The following is an 18,618-nucleotide window of genomic DNA, read 5'->3' as shown; positions in this document are numbered from 1 at the left end:
CCCCTCAGCTCGGCGTCTCGTCCCGGTCCACCCGTTCCCTGAGCTTGTCCAGGGTGGCGGCCAGGAGTCGGGAGACGTGCATCTGGGAGCAGCCGATCTCCTCGGCGATCTGCGCCTGGGTGAGGTCCTCGAAGAAGCGCAGCCGGAGCAGGACGCGCTCGCGGTCGTCCAGGCAGCACATGGCCGGGCGCAGGGACTCGCGTTCCAGGACCAGTTCGTAGGAGTCGTCCTCGCCGCCGATCCTCTCCTCCAGGGTGGGGCTCCCCTCCTCGTCCTTGTGGTCGGGCAGGTCCAGGGACAGGGTGCTGTAGGCCTCGGAGGCCTGGAGCAGCTCCTCGACCTCGGCCCGGGGCAGGTCCATCTCGCGGGCGAGCTCGTCGATGCCGGGCTCGCGGGCGTGGCGCTGCTGGAACTCGATGCTCACCCGGTGGAGGCGGCCGCGCCGCTCCTGGTGGCGGCGGGGCACGCGCACCGCCCAGGTGTGGTCTCGGAAGTGGCGCTTGATCTCGCCGGTGACGGTGGGCAGCAGGTAGGAGATGAACTTCTTGCCGCGGTGGGGGTTGTAGCCGTGGACGGCCTTGACCAGGCCCAGGTGGGCGGTCTGGCGCAGGTCCTCGTAGGGCTCGCCGCGTCCGCTGTAGTGGCGGGCGATCCGGTACAGCAGGGGCCGGTACAGCTCCAGGACCTCTTCCTGGATGCGGATCGCCTCCGGGTCGTCCTGGGGCAGGGCCTGGAGCCCCTCCAGGAGTTCTTCCGCCGAGCGCCCCTCGACTTCCTTCTCGTCGACTGCGGGGCCGGTCTCGATGGGCATGGCTTCCTCCACGTGAGCGGGAGTGGTGCTCGTGATGCGGTCCGCGGTCGGCGCCTTCGCCGGTGCGGTTTCGCGTCCTCGTTGTGCGCCGGGCGGTGGTACCGGTCGTCCGCCCAGGCCATGGCGGTCGGATCCGACCGCGCTCACCCGGCGCCGTGTGAACGGCTCCGATGGGTGGCCTCGTGGCCTATGTGCCCACTGAGACGGTTACTAACGTTTCGGTCACTTCTTTTCTGGAGTGTTGACTCCGGAGTGGCCGTCCATGTGCCGGTCGCCCCGGGGGCGGTGGCCTCCAGGAGGCGGTGGCACGCGGCGGTCACCTCGCCGGTCCCGATCAGGGCCAGGCCCGGGTCGAGCTCCGTGCCGTGGGGGTCGCCGCGGCGGCCCGACCACAGGCAGGTGTGCAGGTGGCCGTCCCGGCGGGGGCCCCACAGCGCCGGGGGGACCGGTCCGAACAGGCGGACCGAGGGCGTGCCGTACGCGGTCGCCAGGTGCGCCACGCCCGTGTCGCCGCACACCAGGAGCCGGGCGTGGGCGACGAGCCCGGCCAGCAGGCCCAGGGAGGTGCGGCCCGCCAGGACCGACCCCTGGGGCAGTCCGGCGGCCTCCGCGACGCGTTCGGCCGGTGCGGCCTCCTGCCGGGAGCCGGTGACCAGGACGCGCAGGCCGAGGCCGGAGAGGTCCCGTGCGACGCGGGCGAAGCGCTCGGGCGGCCACCGGCGGGCCGGGGAGGCCGCCCCGGGGTGGACGACGGCGGTGGGCCGGTCGGCCCCCTCGGGCGGCTCCGGCCGGGGCCAGCGCAGGTCGCGGGGGTCGGCGGGGACGCCGTGCCAGGTGGTCAGGGCGGCCCACACGTCGGCGTCGTGGACCCCGTCGGGCCAGGGCGGGCCCGGCCGGTGCGGGGCCTGGGGGTGCCGGTGGGTCCACAGGCCGCGGGGCGCCAGCGCGGCCAGGGCGGCCGTGCTCTGCGGGCCGCGGCCGTGGAGGTTGACCGCGAGTTCGGGGGCCGTGCGCGGGCGCGGTTCGGGCACGTGCAGCGCGGGGGTGGGCAGGACCTCCCAGCGGAGTCCGGCCAGGCGCAGGAGGTGGCGGTACCAGGAGGGCCCGGCCAGGACGCGGTGCCATCGCGGCAGGGCCCGTTCGAGCGCCCGCAGCGCGGGGACGGCGGTGACGAAGTCCCCCAGTCCCAGTGAGCGGCTCACCAGGACCAGGGGGCGTTCGCCGGTCGCGGGCCTCTCGCCCGGTCCCCCGTGATCGGGCGGGAGGCGCCCGGCGCAAGGGCGCCGCGTCACCGGTTGGGGGCCGCGGAGCTGACGTCGGCCAGGGCCGACTTCTCGTCGACGGCCTGGGCCAGGTCGCCCATGCTCACGACGCCCACGACCCGGTCGCCGTCCACGACGGGGAGCCGGCGTACGGCGCCCTCGCGCATGGTGTTGACGGCGTCGCGGATGTCGCTCTGCGGCGGCACCGTGGCCACCTCGGAGCTGCAGATCTCGCCGGCGGTGTGGTCGGCGGGGTTCCCGTTCTCGGCCACGCACCGCACGACCATGTCCCGGTCGGTGACGATGCCCACCAGGTGGTCGTTCTCGGTCACCAGGACGTCGCCCAGGTCGGCGTCGCGCATGATCCGCGCGACCTCCTGCAGGGACGTGTCGGGTGAGACGGTGCGGACCTGGGTGGTCATCACGTCGGAGATGCTCTTCGTCGCCATTTCCGGTCCCCTCCTCGGGTCGGAGCCAATGGGAGTGCACCTGGCCACTAGCCCGCGCCGCGGCGCGTAAACCCCTTCTGCCGGTGGCACTTCGGGCCGCGCGCCCGGGTCCGGCGCCCATGTTTAGCGACCGTTCCCGCAGGTAGTCGAGTGCTTGCGTCGAGCATCGGCTCGCCGGTCCGTGGAGAAGGGGGCTGGACCGCAATGCGTGTCCTGGGTGTGAACGCGGTCTTCCATGACCCGGCCGCAGCGCTGGTCGTGGACGGCCGCACGGTGGCCGCGGCCGAGGAGGAGCGCTTCTCGCGCCGCAAGCACGGGAAGGAGCCGGTGCCCTTCTCCACCTGGGAGCTGCCGGTGGAGGCGATGCGCTGGTGCCTGGAGGAGGGCGGGCTGTCGCCGCGGGATCTGGACGCGGTCACCTACTCCTACCACCCGGACCTGGCCGACCCCGACGGGCCGGGGCAGGACGCCCGCTGGGAGCACCTGCGCCTGTTCTACGTCGAGCGGGCGCCGCACTTCCTGGAGTCGGCGCTGCCCGGGCTGGACCGCAGGCGGGTCGTCCACGTGGCCCACCACGTGGCCCACGCCGCGTCGGCGGTCTTCGCGGCGCCCCCGTTCGAGGGCCGCCGCGACTGCGTGGTCCTGGTCGCCGACGGCCGGGGCGAGTCCGGGTCCCACCTGGTCGGCTCCTACACCGGCGGGGAGTTGGAGGTGCTGGTCCGCCAGCCGCTGCCCGACTCGCTGGGGCTGGTCTACGAGGAGCTGACCGAGCACCTGGGCTTCCACCGCTCCAGTGACGAGTACAAGGTGATGGCCCTGGCCTCCTACGGGAGGCCGACGATGCTCGACGCGGTCCGCGAGCACCTGCGGTACGAGGGGGAGGGGCGGGTGCGCGCCCGCGACGTGCCCTGGGAGTCCCTGGCCCCCGCCCGCAGCCCCGGCACCGAGCCCGGGCCCGAGCACGCCGACCTGGCCGCGAGCGTCCAGGAGGCCGTGGAGGAGGCGCTCCTGGGCGTCGTGGGCTGGGCGTACGAGCGAACGGGCCTGCGGCGGCTGACCATGGCGGGCGGTGTCGCGCTCAACTGCGTCGCCAACAGCCGGGTCTTCCGCGAGGGCCCCTTCGACGACGTGTGGGTCCAGCCCGCCGCGGGGGACGCGGGGACCGCCCTGGGAGGGGCGCTGTACGTGGCGGCCAAGGCCGGCGACGACCCGCAGCCGATGCCCGGCGCGGACCTGGGGCGCTCCTGGGACGAGGACGAGCTGGCCGCCCTGCTGCGCGACGCCGAGGTCGAGGTGGAGCGCCCCGCGGACCTGCCCGCGGCGGTCGCCGCCGCGCTGGCGGACAACGCCCTGGTGGCGTGGTTCCAGGGCCGTTCGGAGTACGGTCCGCGGGCGCTGGGGCACCGCTCCCTGCTGGCGCACCCCGCCGACCCGGCGAACCTGGAGCGCCTGAACCGGGTCAAGGGGCGGGAGCGGTTCCGGCCGGTGGCCCCGATGGTGGCGCAGGAGCGGGCCCCGGAGATCTTCTTCGGCGGCCCCCTGCCCAGCCCGTACATGCTCTTCGTGCACCAGGTGGCGCAGGAGTGGCGCGAGCGCATCCCGGCGGTCGTCCACGTGGACGGCACGGCCCGGGTGCAGACGGTCTCGGCGACGGACGAGCCGCTCACCGCCCGCCTGCTGTCGGAGTTCGAGCGCCGGACGGGCCTGCCGGTCCTGGTCAACACCAGCCTCAACACCGCCGGGCGGCCGATGGTGGACTCGCCCCGGGACGCGCTGGAGTGCTTCGGGTCCGCGCCGGTGGACGTGCTGGCCATCGGCCCGTTCCTCGTGCGCCGCCGCCGGAGCGCGGCGGCGTGAGCGCGCGCGTGGAGTACGCGGTGGTCGTGCCCACGGTGGGGCGCGAGAGCCTGGCGCGGGCGTTGCGGCCGCTGGTGGAGGCGCCCGAGGGGGCGGCTCCGCGGGAGATCGTGGTGGTCGACGACCGGCCGCCCGGGCGGGGCGCTCCGCTGGAGGTGCCCGACCACCCGCGGCTGCGCGTGCTCGGCAGCGGCGGCCGCGGTCCCGCGGCCGCCCGCCAGGCCGGGTGGCACTCCTGCCGGGCACCGTGGATCGTGTTCCTGGACGACGACGTCGCCCCGCCCGACGACTGGGCCGAGCGCCTGTGCGAGGACCTGGACGGGCGCCCGGAGGAGGTGGGCGGCGTCCAGGGGCGGATCGTCGTCCCGCCGCCCGAGGGCCGGGCGCCCACCGACGCCGAGCGGGCCACGCTGGCGCTGGCGACGGCGCGGTGGATCACGGCGGACATGGCCTACCGCAGGTCCGCCCTGGAGCGGGTGGGCGGCTTCGACGTCCGGTTCCGCCGGGCCTACCGGGAGGACACCGACCTGGCCCTGCGCGTGGTGGACGCGGGCTTTCGCCTGGAGTGGGGCGGCCGGATGTGCGTCCACCCCCTGCGCGGGGGCGGCCGGCTGCGGAGCCTGGGCGCCCAGCGCGGCAACGCCGACGACGTGCTCATGGACCGCCTGCACGGGCGGGGCTGGCGGCGGCGGGTCGGCGAGGGCCGCGGGGCGCTGCGGCGGCACGTGGTGACGACGGCCGTCCTGGCCGCGGCGGTCGGGGCCGCCCTGGCCGGGCGCCGGCTCCCCGCCGGGGCGCTGGCGCTGTGGTGGGCGGGGCGCACCGCACGGTTCGCCCTGGAGCGGGTGCGCCCGGGGCCGCGGACCCCCGCCGAGGTCGCCGACATGGCGGTGACCAGCGCGGCCGTTCCGCCCCTGGCGTGCCTGCACCGGCTGCGGGGGGTGGTGGTCCACGCGGGCGCGTCCCGGCGCCCGGCGGTGCGCGCGGTCCTGTTCGACCGGGACGGCACCCTCATCGAGGACGTCCCCTACAACGGGGACCCCGACCGGGTGCGCCCGCGTCCGGGCGCCGCCCGGGCGGTGGAGCTGGCGGTCCGCTGCGGCCTGTCGGTCGCGGTGGTCAGCAACCAGTCGGGGATCGCCCGGGGGCTGCTGACCGAGCGGGAGGTCGGTGCGGTCAACGAGCGGGTGGAGCGCCTCCTGGGCCGCTTCGACGCCTGGTGCGTGTGCCCCCACGGGGAGGGCGACGGCTGCGCCTGCCGCAAACCGGAGCCGGGGCTGGTGCGCGAGGCGGCGGAGCGGTTGGGCGTGCGCCCGTACGAGTGCGCCGTGATCGGCGACATCGGCTCCGACGTGGAGGCGGCCCGGGCCGCCGGGGCGCGCGGGATCCTGGTGCCCACCGCGGCCACGCGCGGGGAGGAGTGCCGTGCGGCCCCCGAGTCGGCGGCCGACCCGTTCGGCGCCGTGGTGCGGCTGCTCGGCGGAAGCGCGCCGTGAGGGCGGGAACGGTGCTGGTGGCCCGCCCGGACGGGATGGGCGACGTCCTGCTGTCCGGTCCGGCGGTGCGGGCCGTGGCCCGGCACGCGGACCGGGTCGTCTACCTGGCCGGGCCGCGCGGGGCCGGGGCGGCCCGGATGCTGCCCGGCGTGGACCGGGTGATCACCTGCACGGTGCCGTGGATCGCCGCCGACCCGCCGCCGGTGGACCCGGTGCGGGTGCGGCGCCTGGTGCGCCTGCTCGCCGGCCTGGGCATCGACCGCGCGGTCCTGCCCACCTCCTTCCACCAGTCGCCGCTGCCCCTGGCGCTGGTGCTGCGCATGGCCGGGGTGCCGTGGAACGGGGCCATCAGCGAGGACTACCCCGGGAGCCTGCTCGACGTCCGCCACCGGGTGGAGGAGGGGCTGCCCGAGACGGAGCGGATGCTCTCCCTGGTCCGGGCCTGCGGGATGGAGCCGGCGCCGGGCGACGACGGGCTGCCCGCGGTGCGCGGGCCCCTGCCCGACACCCGGGGGCTCACCGGGCCGGACGGGTACACGGTGGTGCACACCGGCTCCGACGCCCCCGCCCGGGCGATCCCCGTGTCCAAGGCGGGGGAGATCGTGGCGGCGCTGCGCGCCCGCGGCGGCCGCGTCGTCCTGACCGGTTCGGCCGAGGAGGCCGACCGGGTGCCCCGGGCGCACGGGGACCCGGGCGTGGTGGTCCTGGCCGGGCGCACCCGCCTGCCGGAACTGGCCGGGGTGCTGTCCCGGGCGGCGGCCGCGGTGTGCGGGAACACGGGGCCGGCCCACCTGGCCGCGGCGGTGCGCACCCCCGTGGTGTCCCTGTTCTCGCCGGTGGTCCCCGCGGCCGTGTGGGCGCCGCGCGGTTCCCGGGTCCGGGTCCTGGGGGACCAGGGCGCCCGGTGCGCGGGCAGCCGGGCGCGGGTGTGCCCGGTGCCGGGCCACCCCTGCCTGTCCGGTGTCTCCCCCGAGAGCGTTCTGGCCGCCGTCGACGAGATACGGGAGGACCGATGACCGTGACCGATGGGGAGGAGCGGACCTCCCCGGCGGGGGAGCGCGCGCCGGTGCGCGGGCGCCGCATCCTGCTCTGGCACGTCCACGGGTCGTGGACCACCGCCTTCGTGCAGGGGGCGCACACCTTCCTGCTGCCGGTGACGCCCGACCGGGGCCCCGACGGCCGGGGGCGTGCGCGCACCTGGGACTGGCCCGACCGGGCCCGCGAGGTGCCCTGGGAGGAGGTGGGCGCGAGCGAGCCGGACCTGGTGGTGCTCCAGCGCCCCCACGAGGCCGGGCTCGCCGAGCGGCTGCTGGGCCGTGTCCCGGGGCGGGACGTGCCCGCGGTGTACGTGGAGCACAACACGCCGCGCGGGGACGTGCCGCTGACCCGGCACCCCCTCGCCGACCGCGACGACATCCCGGTCGTGCACGTCACCGGGTTCAACGCCCTGATGTGGGACTGCGGGCGGGCGCCGGTGCGCGTGGTGGAGCACGGGGTCCCCGACCCCGGCCACCGGCGGGTCGCCCGGGAGCCGCGCGCGGGGGTGGTCGTCAACGAGCCGCTGCGCCGCTGGCGGTTCACGGGCACCGACCTCCTCGCCGGACTGGCCGAGGAGGTCCCCCTGGACCTGTTCGGGATGGGGGTGGAGGGCGTCCCCGAGCACCTGGGGACCCCGCAGGGGCGCATCCGCGTCCGCGAGGACCTGCCCCAGGCGCTGATGCACGACGAGCTGTCCCGGACCAGCGTCTACGTCCACACGTCGAGGTGGACCTCGCTGGGGCTGTCCCTCATCGAGGCCATGATGCTCGGCCTGCCGGTGGTCGCGCTCGGCGCCACCGAGGCCTACGAGGCGGTGCCGGCCGGGGCGGGGGCGGTCTCCACCGACCCCCGTTTCCTGGCGGAGGCGGCCCGGTCCTTCGTCGAGGACCCCGGGCTGGCCGAACGGGTCGGCGCGCAGGCCCGGCGGGCCGCGCTGCGCCGCTACGGACTCACCAGGTTCCTGGACGAGTGGGACCGGTTGATCGAGGAGGTGACGGGATGAGGATCGCCATGGTCTCCGAGCACGCCAGCCCTCTGGACGCAATCGGGGGTGAGGACGCGGGAGGGCAGAACGTCCATGTGGCCGAACTTGCCATGGCACTGGCCGAAGGCGGGCACGAGGTGGTCGTCCACACGCGCCGCACCGACGTCCACAGACCCGACACGGTGTCCGTGGGGCCGGGCCTGCGGGTCGAGCACGTGCGGGCGGGGCCCGAGCAGCCGGTTCCCAAGGACGAGCTCCTCCCCTACATGGGCGAGTTCGCGCGGCGGCTGCGCGCCTCCTGGCGTGCGGACCGCCCCGACGTGGTCCACGCCCACTTCTGGATGAGCGGGCAGGCCTCGCTGGAGGCGGCCGGGCGGCTCGGCCTGCCGGTGGTGGAGACCTTCCACGCCCTGGGGGTGGTCAAGGCGCGCCACCAGGGCGCGGCCGACACCAGCCCGCGGGAGAGGATCCCGGTCGAGCGGGCGGTGGCCGCCCGCAGCGAGCTGGTCGTCGCGACCTCGGCGGAGGAGAGGCGCGAACTCCTGTCCTGGGGGATCGCCCCGGGGCGGGTCGCCGTGGTGCCGTGCGGGGTGGACACGCACAGGTTCGCCCCCGCGGGCCCGGCCGCCCCGCGCCCGCGGGGCGAGCGCGTGCGCCTGCTCAGCCTGGGCCGCCTGGTGCCCCGCAAGGGGGTGGACACGGTGATCCGCGCCCTGGCGGGGGTCCCCGGCGCCGAGCTGCTGGTGGCGGGCGGGCCCGCGCCGGGGCGTCTGGACCGGGACCCGGAGGTGGGGCGGCTGCGCGGGATCGCCGCCCGGGAGGGGGTCGCCGACCGGGTGCGCTTCCTGGGGGCGGTGGACCGGTCGGAGGTGCCGGCGCTGCTGCGCTCGTGCGACATCGCCGTGAACCTGCCCTGGTACGAGCCGTTCGGGATGTCCACGGTCGAGGCCATGGCCTGCGGCGTCCCGGTGGTCGCCTCCCGGGTCGGCGGCCACCTCGACACCGTGGTCCACGGGGAGACCGGCCTGCTGACGCCCGAGCGCGACCCGCGCACGGCGGCCGACGCGATCGCCTGGCTCGCCTCGGACCCGCAGACCCGCGCGGAGTTCGGGGCGGCCGCCGCCGAGCGCGCCCGGTCCCTGTACTCGTGGGCCGAGGTGGCCCGGGGCAGCGAGGAGTGCTACCGCGGCCTGCTGGGCCCGCGCGCGGTCCCGCTCCCCGGGAGGGGGCGGCCCGAGCCGATCGCCGCCGTCCGGCGGGGGGAGGGGGAGTGATGCACGGCCACCTGCGGTCCCTGGCGGCGGCGCTGGAGCTGACCGACGCCGGGCGCGTGGAGGAGTGGGGCGTCCTGGCGGCCGGCAGGCTCGGTGCGGGGCACCGCCTGTTCGGCTGCGGCAACGGGGGCAGCGCCGCCGAGGCCCAGCACCTGACGGCGGAGCTGACCGGGCGCTTCGAGGGGGAGCGGGAGCCGCTGTCGGCGATCGCCCTGCACGCGGAGACCTCCAGCGTGACCGCCATCGCCAACGACTACGGCTACCGGCGGGTGTACGAGCGCCAGCTGCGCGCCCACGCCCGCAGCGGGGACCTGCTGGTGTGCATGTCCACCAGCGGGAGCAGCGCCAACGTGCTGGCCGCCGCGGAGGCGGCCCGGGAGCTGGGGGTGCTGTGCTGGTCGCTGACCGGGCCCGGCCCCACGGTGCTGGAATCGCTCAGCGACGAGACCGTGGCGGTGCCCGCACCCGACACGTCCACGGTGCAGGAGGTGCACCTGGCCCTGGTGCACGTGTTCTGTTCGGGGGTGGAGCGGGGGCTGAGGGAGCGTGCGGCGTCGGTGCCCCCGCCGCGGGAGGCGGCGGCCGCACGGGAGAGGGGGACGGCGTGAACTCCGCAGCGGGAACGATCGCGGTGCTGGGGGACGCCCTGCTCGACGTCGACCTGCGGGGGACCTCCCACCGGGACTGCCCCGACGCGCCGGCGCCGGTCGTGGAGGACGCGGCCGCGCGCCACCGGCCCGGGGGCGCGGCCCTGGCCGCCCACCGCGCGGCCCGCGACGGGCGGGCCGTCACCCTGGTCACGGGGCTCGGCCGGGACGCCGCCGCCGAGACCCTGGCCGGGGTGCTGGGGGCGCGGGTGCGCCTGGTGGTCCTGCCCATGGCCGCCGGCACCCCCACCAAGACGAGGATCATGGCGGACGGCCGCACCGTCGCCCGGGTGGACGGCGGGGGCGGCCGGATCGACGGGGCGGTGGACCGGGACGCCGTCGCGGGTGCGCTGGCGGGCGCCGACGCCGTGCTGGTCTCGGACTACAGCCGGGGGCTGACGTCGCGCCCGGAGGTGCGCGACCTGCTGGCCGCGTGCGCGGAGCGGGTCCCGCTGGTGTGGGACCCCCACCCCAAGGGGGCGCCGCCCGTGCCGGAGGCACGGGTGGTGACACCCAACGCCGCCGAGGCCGGTGTGGAGGACGGCGACCCCGGCGCGGCCCTGGAGCGGGCCGCCCACCTGGCCCGCACCTGGCGGGCCCGCTGTGTGGCCGTCACCCTGGGGGAGGACGGCGCGGTCCGGGCCGATCCGCGGGGGGAGGGCGAGCGGGTGCGCGCCGTCCCCGCGGCAGGGGGGTCCGACCCCTGCGGCGCGGGCGACGCCTTCGCGGCGGCCTGCGCGGCGGCCCTGGCCGACGGGCGGGGCGAGGCCGCCGCCGTCCGGGTGGGGGTGGCCGCGGCGTCGGAGTTCGTCGCCGCCGGCGGGGCCGGGGCGTTCGCCCCGCAGGGGGAGCACGGCCCCGAGGCACTCGGCGCGCTCACGGGGGCGGCCGGAGCCCTCTCCCACCGCGGCGGGGAGCGACTGGTGGCGACCGGGGGCTGCTTCGACATCCTGCACGCCGGGCACGTGGAGCTGCTCCGGTACGCCCGCCGCCTGGGGGACCGGCTCGTGGTCCTGCTCAACAGCGACGCCTCCGTGCGGGCCCTCAAGGGGGGAGGGCCGCCCCGTGGTGGGGGAGGCGGACCGGGCCCGGCTGCTGGCGGCGCTGGACTGCGTCGACGGGGTGCGGATCTTCGACGACCCCACCCCGGTGCGGGAGCTGGCGCGCCTGCGGCCCGACGTGTGGGTCAAGGGCGGCGACTACGAGGCGTCCCGGATGCCGGAGACGCCGGTGGTGCGCTCCTGGGGCGGGGACGTGGTCACGGTCCCGCTCATCCCGGGGCGGTCCACCACAGGGATCATCACGCGCATACGCGGCCGGGAGGCCGTGTCGTGAACCGCGCCCGGACCGGGTGCGGAGGACAGGGAGAGGAGGGGGACATGGTCTCCCTGGGGAACACCGTCATCACCGGAGGCGCGTCCGGGCTGGGCGCGGCGACGGTCCGCGCCGTACAGGACGCGGGCGGCAAACCGATCGTGCTCGACCGCCGCCATCCCGGCGGGGACGTGCCGTTCGAGCAGGTCGACGTGGCCGAGCGCGAAGAGGTGGAGCTGGCGGTCCGGCGGGTGGTCGAGCGGCACGGCCGCATCGACGCGGTCGTCAACGCCGCGGGCATCGACGCCTGCGGTTCGCTGACCGACGTGCCCGCGGCCGACTGGGAGAAGGTCCTGGCGGTCAACCTGCTCGGGACCGCCGCCGTCACCCGGGCCGCCCTGCCCCACCTGCGCGACTCCGGGGGCAGGGTGGTCAACTGCGCCTCGACCCTGGGGGTGCGCGCGGTGGGGGACGCCACCGCCTACTGCGCGTCCAAGTTCGGGGTGGTGGGGTTCACCCGCGCGCTGGCGGCGGAGTCCGCCGGGCAGGTGGGGGTCACCCTGCTGATCCCCGGGGGCATGGCCACCGCCTTCTTCGACGGCAGGCCCGAGCAGTACCGGCCCGGGCCCGACGCCGCCCTCAACGACCCCGAGCACGTCGCCGAGGCCGGTCCTGTTCGCCCTCACCCGCCCGGCCGGGTGCGAGGTGCGCGAGATGGTCGTGTGCCCCGCGCAGGAGGTCTCCTGGCCCTGACCGGACGTCCCAGGCCCGACGGCACGAGGAGGGAGACGCACGTGGAGACGGTGACGCACTGGGGGAGGACGGTGGTGACCGGCGGGGCGGGGTTCCTCGGCGGGCACCTGTGCGAACGGCTGCTGGAACAGGGGGCGGAGGTGGTGTGCCTGGACAACTTCGCGACCGGGCGCCCGGGCAACGTGGAGCACCTGTTCGGGCACCCCCGCTTCCGGCTGAGGGAGGCCGACCTCGTCCGGCCGGTCGAGGCCGAGGGGCCGGTGGACACCGTGTTCCACCTGGCATCGGCGGCCTCGCCGCCCGACTACCTGCGCCTGCCGGTGGAGACGCTGGAGGCGGGCAGCCTGGGCACCCGCAACGCCCTGGCGCTGGCGGAGGAGGGCGGGGCCCGGTTCGTCCTGGCCTCCACCAGCGAGGTGTACGGCGACCCGCTGGAGTACCCGCAGCGGGAGACGTACTGGGGCAACGTGAACCCGGTCGGGCCCCGCAGCGTGTACGACGAGGCCAAGAGGTACGCGGAGTCGCTGGTCATGGCCCACGGCCGGGCCCGGGGGGCCGACGTGGGGATCGCGCGCATCTTCAACAGCTACGGCCCGCGGATGAGGGCCGACGACGGGCGGCTGGTGCCCACCTTCGTCAACCAGGCGCTGGAGGGCAGGCCGCTGACCGTCGCCGGGGACGGTCAGCAGACGCGGTCGCTGTGCTACGTGGACGACACCGTCCGCGGGCTCATGGCGCTGGGCGCCCGCCGCGGGGTGCGCGGGCCGGTCAACATCGGCAGCGACGAGGAGCTGAGCGTGATCTCGCTCGTGGGGCTGGTGGCCTCCCTGACCGGGACGCGGTCGGGGGTCGTGTTCGTCGAACGCCCCGAGGACGACCCGCGGTTCCGCCGGCCCGACATCCGGCTCGCCCGGGAGCTCCTGGGGTGGGAGCCCAGGACGCGGGTGCGCGAGGGGATGCGGCGCACCATCGACCACTTCGTGGAGCTGCGGAACCGCTCGGGGAGGGCGGTCGCGTCGAACCCGTGAGCCTCGCCCCGGGCCGGGACCGCAGGACCGGCGGAGGGCGCCGGACCGCGGCAGCCGGGCGGGGCCGCCGGGTGCCGCCTCCACCTCGCGCACCTGGCGGGCCTGGCGGTACCCGGCCGCGGGAAGTGGGCGGAGGCCGTGTGCCACGGGGCACAGACGCCCCGCGGAACACGGGAAACCTGTGGCCACGGAGGTTGCGGGGGACATGGAGGCGAGAGGGGCCACGGGGGCCGGGGGACCTGGGGACGTGGAAGGTCGTGGGGCCACGGAGGTCGCGGGGGACACGGAGGCCAGAGGGGTCGCGAGGAACCTAGGTGCCACGGGGGCACAGACGCTCCTGGGGTTCACGGGGGACATGGGGCCATGGAGGGTCGTGGGGGCCACGGAGGTCGCGGGGGACGTTGGGAATCTGGGGCCGCAGAGGTAGCGGGGGACGCGGAGGTTGTGGGGAACCTGGGGGACACGAGGGCACAGGGCCCCGGGGGCACGGGGAGTCTGGGGGGCACGAGGGCCGGGGAACACGGGGAACACGGAAGGGGCCGTGCCGGTGGGTGGCGCGGCCCCTTGTGGCGGGTCGGGGCGCGGGGTCAGGCCGGGACGGCGTCGGTGGGCCGGTCCCAGACGCGGTGCAGCCCGATGAGCCGGGAGAACTCGGCGGCGCAGGTGCCGTCGGCCTCCGGGGCCACCACCACGCCCAGCTCCTCCCGGGTCCGCTGCGCCGGGGTGACCGCGTGCTGGGGCAGCGGCGGGGCGATCCCCAGCTCCGCGCCCGCGCCCACCAGGGCCAGCGGCTTGTGGTGCTTGTAGGCCTCCAGCACGAAGTGGCGGGCCATGCCGTCCCCGGACAGGGCCGTGACGGCGTCGGCGCCGTCGGGCACCGCCACCGCGTCGTAGAGCACCGAGGACATCGTGGGCAGCGCCCGGTCCACGGCCAGGGTCCCCCCGTCGGAGGTGCGCACCGTCCCGTCGGTGACGGCGAGCAGCTCCACGACGGCGCCCTCGGCCGTCAGCGGTTCGCGCAGCCCCTCCACGCTCGCCGCGTCCACGCCGTCGGCGACCAGGATCGCGACCTTGCGGCCCACCACCGACCCGAAGGCCGTCTCGGCCTGGCTGAGCGCGGGCGAGGACCGCCCGTGGTTGGGCGAGGCCCCCTGCGCGGGCGCCTCCACGCCCACCCCCCGGGCCACGGCCACCGCCAGGTCGTGGTCGACGTTGGTGAGGTTGGCGACCACCCGCCGGCGCACCTCCGGCTCCTCGCACTTGCCCAGCTCGAAGCGGAACGCCGCGACGAGGTGCTCGCGCTCCCAGGACGCCAGGCTGTTGTAGAACAGGGTGGCCTGGGAGTAGTGGTCCTTGAAGCTCTCCGCCCGCTCGCGGATCTTGTGCCCCTCGACCTTCTCCGTGTAGTGCCGGTAGACGCCCTCGTCGGCCAGGGCGGGGCAGCCGCCGCCCAGCGAGTTGGGGAAGTAGGAGGTCCGGCCCCGGTGCACCCGGTGCTGGGCCAACCCGTCCCGCTGGTTGTGGTCGACGGGTGCCAGCGGCCGGTTGACCGGGATCTGCTGGAAGTTGGAGCCGCCCAGCCGCAGCAGCTGGGTGTCCAGGTAGGAGAAGTTGCGGGCCTGGAGCAGCGGGTCGTTGGTGAAGTCGATCCCCGGCACCACGTTGGCGGTGTGGAAGGCGACCTGCTCGGTCTCGGCGAAGAAGTTGTCGGGGTTGCGGTCCAGGATGAGCCTCCCGACCGGCCGGACCGGCACCTGCTCCTCCGGGATGATCTTGGTGGCGTCCAGCAGGTCGAAGTCGAACGCGTGCTCGTCCTCCTCCGGGACCAGCTGCACGCCCAGCTCCCACTCGGGGAACTGCCCGCGCTCGATGGACTCCCACAGGTCGCGGCGGTTGAAGTCGGGGTCCTTGCCCTGGATGCGCTGCGCCTCGTCCCACACCAGGGAGTGGGTGCCCAGCAGCGGCTTCCAGTGGAACTTGACGAACGTGCCCCGACCCGCGCGGTCGACGAACCGGAAGGTGTGCACCCCGAACCCCTGCATGGTCCGGTAGCTGCGCGGCAGCGCCCGGTCCGACATCAGCCACATGATCATGTGGGTGGTCTCCGGCTGGAGGCCGACGAAGTCCCACAGGGTGTCGTGCGCCGACTGCGCCTGCGGGATCTCGTTGTGCGGCTCGGGTTTGACCGCGTGCACGAAGTCGGGGAACTTGATCCCGTCCTGGATGAATAGATAGTACCGCACTTTTGCGGTTACGATAAGTGGCATGCCGAAAGAACCCCCGACCTCCTCTTCAAGGACCCTGGACTTGATGTCCGGCCGCGCCTGGCTCTACGCCCGCGTCAGCAAAGACCTTCGCGATGGCTCCTCTTGCGACCAGCAGCTCACGATCGGGCGCCGCGAGTGCGAACGCGAGGGCGTCCCCGTCGCCGGGGAGTACCGGGACGACGACATCTCCGCATCCCAGTACGCCAAACGGGCCCGCGCCGACTGGGACCGGCTCATGGACGACCTCAAGGCCGATGCGCAGCCAGGCGACCGCCTGTGGGGGTGGGAGATCAGCCGTTTGGCCCGTGAGCGCGGCACCTGGTCTGAGACCGTCAGGCTGCTCCAGGATCTCGGCATGTTCCTGTGGGTGGGCGGGAAGGTGTACGACCCCCAGTCGCCGCAGGACATGTTCTTCCTGGACATCATGCTCGCCAAGGCCGTCGCGGAGGTGGGGGACACCCGGCAGCGCATCCTGCGGGACGTGGCCGCGCGCGCCGAGGCCGGCGGGGCGACCGGCAAACCGGGCTACGGGTTCGAGCACGTCTACGACTCATCGACGGGCGCTTTCCTGGAGCGCCGTCCCAAGGCCGACGAAGCGGAGGTCGTCGCGGAGATGGCCGACCGGCTCCTAGCAGGGGACGGCCTGGAGACCATCGCCCGGAACCTGAACGCCCGCAAGGTCCCGAACAGCATCGGGCGCGTCGCCGGCGAGCAGATGCCCAACGGAAAGGCCTCGCGCGGCTGGACGGCGGCGACCGTCCGGAGCATGCTTATGCGGTCCTCCATCATGGGCAAACGCTCATGGAAAGGGCGGCTCATCAGCGAGGGAGGGTGGGAGGGGATCGTGTCCGAGGACGACTGGCATGAACTCCAGCGGATCCTCAAGAGCAAGTCCGGCCAGGTTCGGGACGGGCGTGCGTCCCATGAGCTGTCGGGCATCGCGACGTGCGGCGCGAAAACCGAACGCGCAGAGGAAAACCAAATGCCGAAGCTGGTGCGGTGCGGGTGTCGGGTGTATGCGGAACCCGCGAAGCACGGCCGGGTGTACCGGTGCCGCGGCCGGTACGCGGGCGACGAGTCCGGGCACGTTACCCGCAAAGCCGACCTGATCGAGGAGCAGGCCACCGGACTGCTGATGGAGCATTTTTCACGCCCTGATGTGAAGGCCGCCCTGCTGGCGCCCCCGGATGAGAACGGGGAGGCGGCGCGCGCCCGCGCCGAGGTGCAGCGGCTGAAACAAGAGCTGGAGGAGCTGTACGAGGATGTGCGGGCACGTAGGGTGTCGCGCGCTCTGGCTGCGGCGGACGAGGAGGGGATCCGCGCCGAGCTGAAGCGATTGGAGGGGAGAGTGCGCCCGCGGGCCGTCGACCCGATGCTGATCGCTTTGGCGCGGAATCCACGGGCGGCGTGGGCGGGGTGGAGTGTGGAGCAGCGCCGCAAGGCGTGGCGGGCGGCGGTGGCGCGTTTGGATGTGCTGCCGGTGGGGCGTGTGGGACGCCGGCAGGTGCCGGTGGAGGAGTCGATCCTGGTGGAGTTCGTGGATTTCGGTGCGGCATGAAGAAGCCCCGGCTGCGGGTGGCCGGGGCTTTTCTATGCCCTGCGCGGGCGGTAGGTGGCTCGGATCAGGGTCCAGGAGATGGTGTGGTTGGCGAGGGGGCCGAGGGCTGCGATGGGATCGCGGCGGGCTTCGGCGCAGCTCACGTGCCCCCTGCCGAAGCTCATGAGGACCGCAGCCAAGACCTCATCGCTCATTTCGTCGACTCCACAGCGTGCGGTGTTGTGGGTGGACTCTCCGTCGCGGAGGTTCCAGGTGAGCCCGTCGGGCCCTTCATGGAGGGATGCGGGCCGCGCGAGGTCAGGGACCACCTCCAGGCGAAAGGGGATCATGGGCTCATTGGTCATGCCAGTGCCTTCCTGTGCGCGAAAGGCCCCGGGGGAAGCTCGGGGTACGCCCGGGTGGGCGGATATGTGAGGCTATGTGATTGCGGTCACATCAGTAAAGTCTGAGGCGCAGTCCCAAAGGTAAAGACTTTACCTTTCCGACCTGCGGAAACGGACCTTCCTGACATACCGGTACGCCGAAAAGCGGCCCTGGCTTGGACCGCTACTGTCTCATGACCATCAGACGCATCGAACGCCAGTTCGGTTCACCGGCGCTTCAGGATCTCCTGGCGCATCTCGGCGGCGATGTCCTCGGGCTTCTCGTGCGCCCCGGCAGAGATGCGCAGGGTTTCAGGGCGCCCGTTGACTACTGTCACGAACAGCCAGTGCCACCGACCGTCCTCGTGCCTCCAGCCCTCCAACAGCTCGCCCTCCTGGAGGGGGTGCACGTCCCGTAGGCGCACGTCCGGATCGTGGGCGGTCTCTATGGGTGGCCGGGTGCCGCGAGGGACCATCAGGGGAGGTGTCGGCGGAGCGGATCGGCCTTCAAGTAGGGCTTCGATGGTTCCTGGAGAAAACTGGTACGCCCTGTCCAGCTCAAGAAGTGTTCCTGGGCTGAACTTGTGCGGCTTTCCGCCTTCGATGCGTTGCAGGGTCTTGTAGTTGACTCCCGTGGCTCGTCCGAACGCGGCCAAGTTCTTCCACTCAGGGTTTAGCCCAACGCGACGCTCCGTAAGCATAGTGCCCACCTCGCGCCGAGTTTCGTCACTTTCGGTCATGGTTCCACTCCTTAGGGGCTTAAGAGACTCGCTGAGTATGCGGACTCATTAGGACTCGCGCAAGGAGTCTAGGACTCCCGTATCCAAAGGGATAGAGAAGCCTCCCCTTAGCGCCACGTGAGTCCGAAACCTTTGCCCTAGGGAGACTTTTGGTCCAAGTGAGTCCTAGTTAGGTCTTGCAATCTAGGACTCTGAGTCCTAGTGTGTCTGTCATGCCAGTCGTACAGCAGGCAGGACACAACGGACCTGCGATCAGAGACATCCGCCGCATCAGAGGGATGAGCTGCTCTGAGCTGGCCGATCAGGTCGGCATCCACGAGCAGTCACTTCGGAACCTGGAGCTCTACGACTCCGTGACTAGGCCTGCTGACCCTAAGGGGTGCAGCTGGGAAGTCCTGGAGCGAATTGCTGCCGCCCTCGGAGTCCGAGTCCAGTCCATCTCTCGCGGACCCATCGGACAGATGGCAAGCCCTGTTCCTGCCAAAGACGAGGAGGACGCGGCATGACCCCCGAAGAAGAAGCCCACCGCCTCATAGCCGACCTCGCTGCCGCCACCGGGTTCCCCGAAGCGGAGCTCCACGAGTGGCTGGCGTCGCCCCCCGTGAACCCGGGCTGGAACCGCGAGGACACGTTCTTCGCCCGCCTCAACTCGCTGCGTGCCGGGCCGATGCCCCCGCACGTGATCCGTGAGCTCCGCCGGATGTTCCACGCCGGCGACCGTAAGGCCCCCGCGGCCTAACGCAAAGCGCCCCCGCCCGGATTGCGCCCGGACGAGGG

Annotated in this window: 16 protein-coding genes and 2 pseudogenes; 12 read left to right on the top strand and 6 right to left on the bottom strand. The window is 74.3% G+C overall.

Going from position 1 to position 18,618, the window contains the following annotated elements:
- Window positions 1-4: 4 nt before the first annotated feature.
- From KGD84_RS17915 to KGD84_RS17905, 3 genes are all read right to left on the bottom strand, one after another.
- Window positions 5-811, bottom strand: coding sequence for a SigB/SigF/SigG family RNA polymerase sigma factor (locus KGD84_RS17915; protein ID WP_220561571.1), 807 nt, complete (start codon window positions 809-811; stop codon window positions 5-7).
- A 143-nt stretch (window positions 812-954) separates the two neighbouring features.
- Window positions 955-2,016, bottom strand: a complete 1,062-nt coding sequence (locus tag KGD84_RS17910) for a glycosyltransferase family 9 protein (protein WP_220565821.1) — start codon at window positions 2,014-2,016, stop codon at window positions 955-957.
- Window positions 2,017-2,099: 83 nt separating this feature from the next.
- The gene (locus tag KGD84_RS17905) at window positions 2,100-2,522 is read right to left on the bottom strand and encodes a CBS domain-containing protein (protein ID WP_220561570.1); all 423 of its coding nucleotides are present in this window, start codon (window positions 2,520-2,522) and stop codon (window positions 2,100-2,102) included.
- 204 nt (window positions 2,523-2,726) lie between these two features.
- Between KGD84_RS17905 and KGD84_RS17900 the strand changes: the two genes are divergently transcribed.
- The 9 genes and pseudogenes from KGD84_RS17900 (at window position 2,727) to KGD84_RS17860 (ending at window position 12,914) form a co-directional block, all read left to right on the top strand.
- The gene (locus KGD84_RS17900) at window positions 2,727-4,379 is read left to right on the top strand and encodes a carbamoyltransferase family protein (protein WP_220561569.1); all 1,653 of its coding nucleotides are present in this window, start codon (window positions 2,727-2,729) and stop codon (window positions 4,377-4,379) included.
- Entirely contained in the window at window positions 4,376-5,875 is a 1,500-nt protein-coding gene (locus tag KGD84_RS17895; protein ID WP_255646634.1) for an HAD-IIIA family hydrolase, read from the top strand. The genes KGD84_RS17900 and KGD84_RS17895 overlap by 4 nt, the downstream gene beginning before the upstream one ends.
- The gene (locus tag KGD84_RS17890) at window positions 5,872-6,891 is read left to right on the top strand and encodes a glycosyltransferase family 9 protein (RefSeq protein WP_220561568.1); all 1,020 of its coding nucleotides are present in this window, start codon (window positions 5,872-5,874) and stop codon (window positions 6,889-6,891) included. The genes KGD84_RS17895 and KGD84_RS17890 overlap by 4 nt, the downstream gene beginning before the upstream one ends.
- A complete protein-coding gene (locus tag KGD84_RS17885; protein WP_220561567.1) occupies window positions 6,888-7,916 on the top strand; it encodes a glycosyltransferase in 1,029 nt (342 codons plus the stop codon). Before KGD84_RS17890 ends, KGD84_RS17885 begins: the two co-directional genes overlap by 4 nt.
- Entirely contained in the window at window positions 7,913-9,172 is a 1,260-nt protein-coding gene (locus KGD84_RS17880) for a glycosyltransferase (protein WP_220561566.1), read from the top strand. Before KGD84_RS17885 ends, KGD84_RS17880 begins: the two co-directional genes overlap by 4 nt.
- On the top strand, window positions 9,172-9,780 hold the full coding sequence (locus tag KGD84_RS17875) for a D-sedoheptulose-7-phosphate isomerase (RefSeq protein WP_220561565.1): 609 nt from the start codon (window positions 9,172-9,174) through the stop codon (window positions 9,778-9,780). The genes KGD84_RS17880 and KGD84_RS17875 overlap by 1 nt, the downstream gene beginning before the upstream one ends.
- A pseudogene (locus tag KGD84_RS17870) lies at window positions 9,777-10,820 on the top strand (PfkB family carbohydrate kinase); the annotation flags it as partial. The gene KGD84_RS17875 and the pseudogene KGD84_RS17870, both read left to right, overlap by 4 nt.
- Window positions 10,821-11,198: 378 nt before the next feature.
- Window positions 11,199-11,886 (top strand): annotated as a pseudogene (locus KGD84_RS17865) (SDR family oxidoreductase).
- Window positions 11,887-11,936: 50 nt separating this feature from the next.
- Window positions 11,937-12,914 (top strand): NAD-dependent epimerase/dehydratase family protein, encoded by a 978-nt coding sequence (locus KGD84_RS17860; protein ID WP_220565819.1) that lies wholly within the window; start codon window positions 11,937-11,939, stop codon window positions 12,912-12,914.
- A 587-nt stretch (window positions 12,915-13,501) separates the two neighbouring features.
- Here the strand turns inward: KGD84_RS17860 and KGD84_RS17855 are convergent.
- A complete protein-coding gene (locus KGD84_RS17855; protein WP_255646633.1) occupies window positions 13,502-15,157 on the bottom strand; it encodes a catalase in 1,656 nt (551 codons plus the stop codon).
- Between the two features lie 22 nt (window positions 15,158-15,179).
- On the opposite strand from KGD84_RS17855, the gene KGD84_RS17850 reads away from it, so the two are divergent.
- Window positions 15,180-16,739: a recombinase family protein gene (locus KGD84_RS17850; protein ID WP_220561564.1), complete on the top strand. Its 1,560-nt coding sequence runs from the start codon at window positions 15,180-15,182 to the stop codon at window positions 16,737-16,739.
- 32 nt (window positions 16,740-16,771) lie between these two features.
- On the opposite strand, the gene KGD84_RS17845 is transcribed toward KGD84_RS17850, so the two are convergent.
- Together KGD84_RS17845 and KGD84_RS17840 are read right to left on the bottom strand one after the other, a co-directional pair.
- Window positions 16,772-16,933, bottom strand: coding sequence for a hypothetical protein (locus tag KGD84_RS17845; RefSeq protein ID WP_220561563.1), 162 nt, complete (start codon window positions 16,931-16,933; stop codon window positions 16,772-16,774).
- A gap of 395 nt (window positions 16,934-17,328) precedes the next feature.
- Window positions 17,329-17,526, bottom strand: a complete 198-nt coding sequence (locus KGD84_RS17840) for a hypothetical protein (RefSeq protein WP_220561562.1) — start codon at window positions 17,524-17,526, stop codon at window positions 17,329-17,331.
- Between the two features lie 527 nt (window positions 17,527-18,053).
- On the opposite strand from KGD84_RS17840, the gene KGD84_RS17835 reads away from it, so the two are divergent.
- Together KGD84_RS17835 and KGD84_RS17830 are read left to right on the top strand one after the other, a co-directional pair.
- Window positions 18,054-18,347, top strand: a complete 294-nt coding sequence (locus tag KGD84_RS17835; protein WP_220561561.1) for a helix-turn-helix domain-containing protein — start codon at window positions 18,054-18,056, stop codon at window positions 18,345-18,347.
- A complete protein-coding gene (locus tag KGD84_RS17830) occupies window positions 18,344-18,580 on the top strand; it encodes a hypothetical protein (protein ID WP_220561560.1) in 237 nt (78 codons plus the stop codon). Before KGD84_RS17835 ends, KGD84_RS17830 begins: the two co-directional genes overlap by 4 nt.
- Window positions 18,581-18,618 lie beyond the last annotated feature (38 nt).

The sequence above is a fragment of the Nocardiopsis changdeensis genome (genome assembly GCF_018316655.1).
Taxonomy (GTDB): Bacteria; Actinomycetota; Actinomycetes; order Streptosporangiales; family Streptosporangiaceae; genus Nocardiopsis; species Nocardiopsis changdeensis.
Note: the sequence above shows the minus strand (reverse complement) of the source record. Positions and strands in the feature narration are given on the sequence as shown.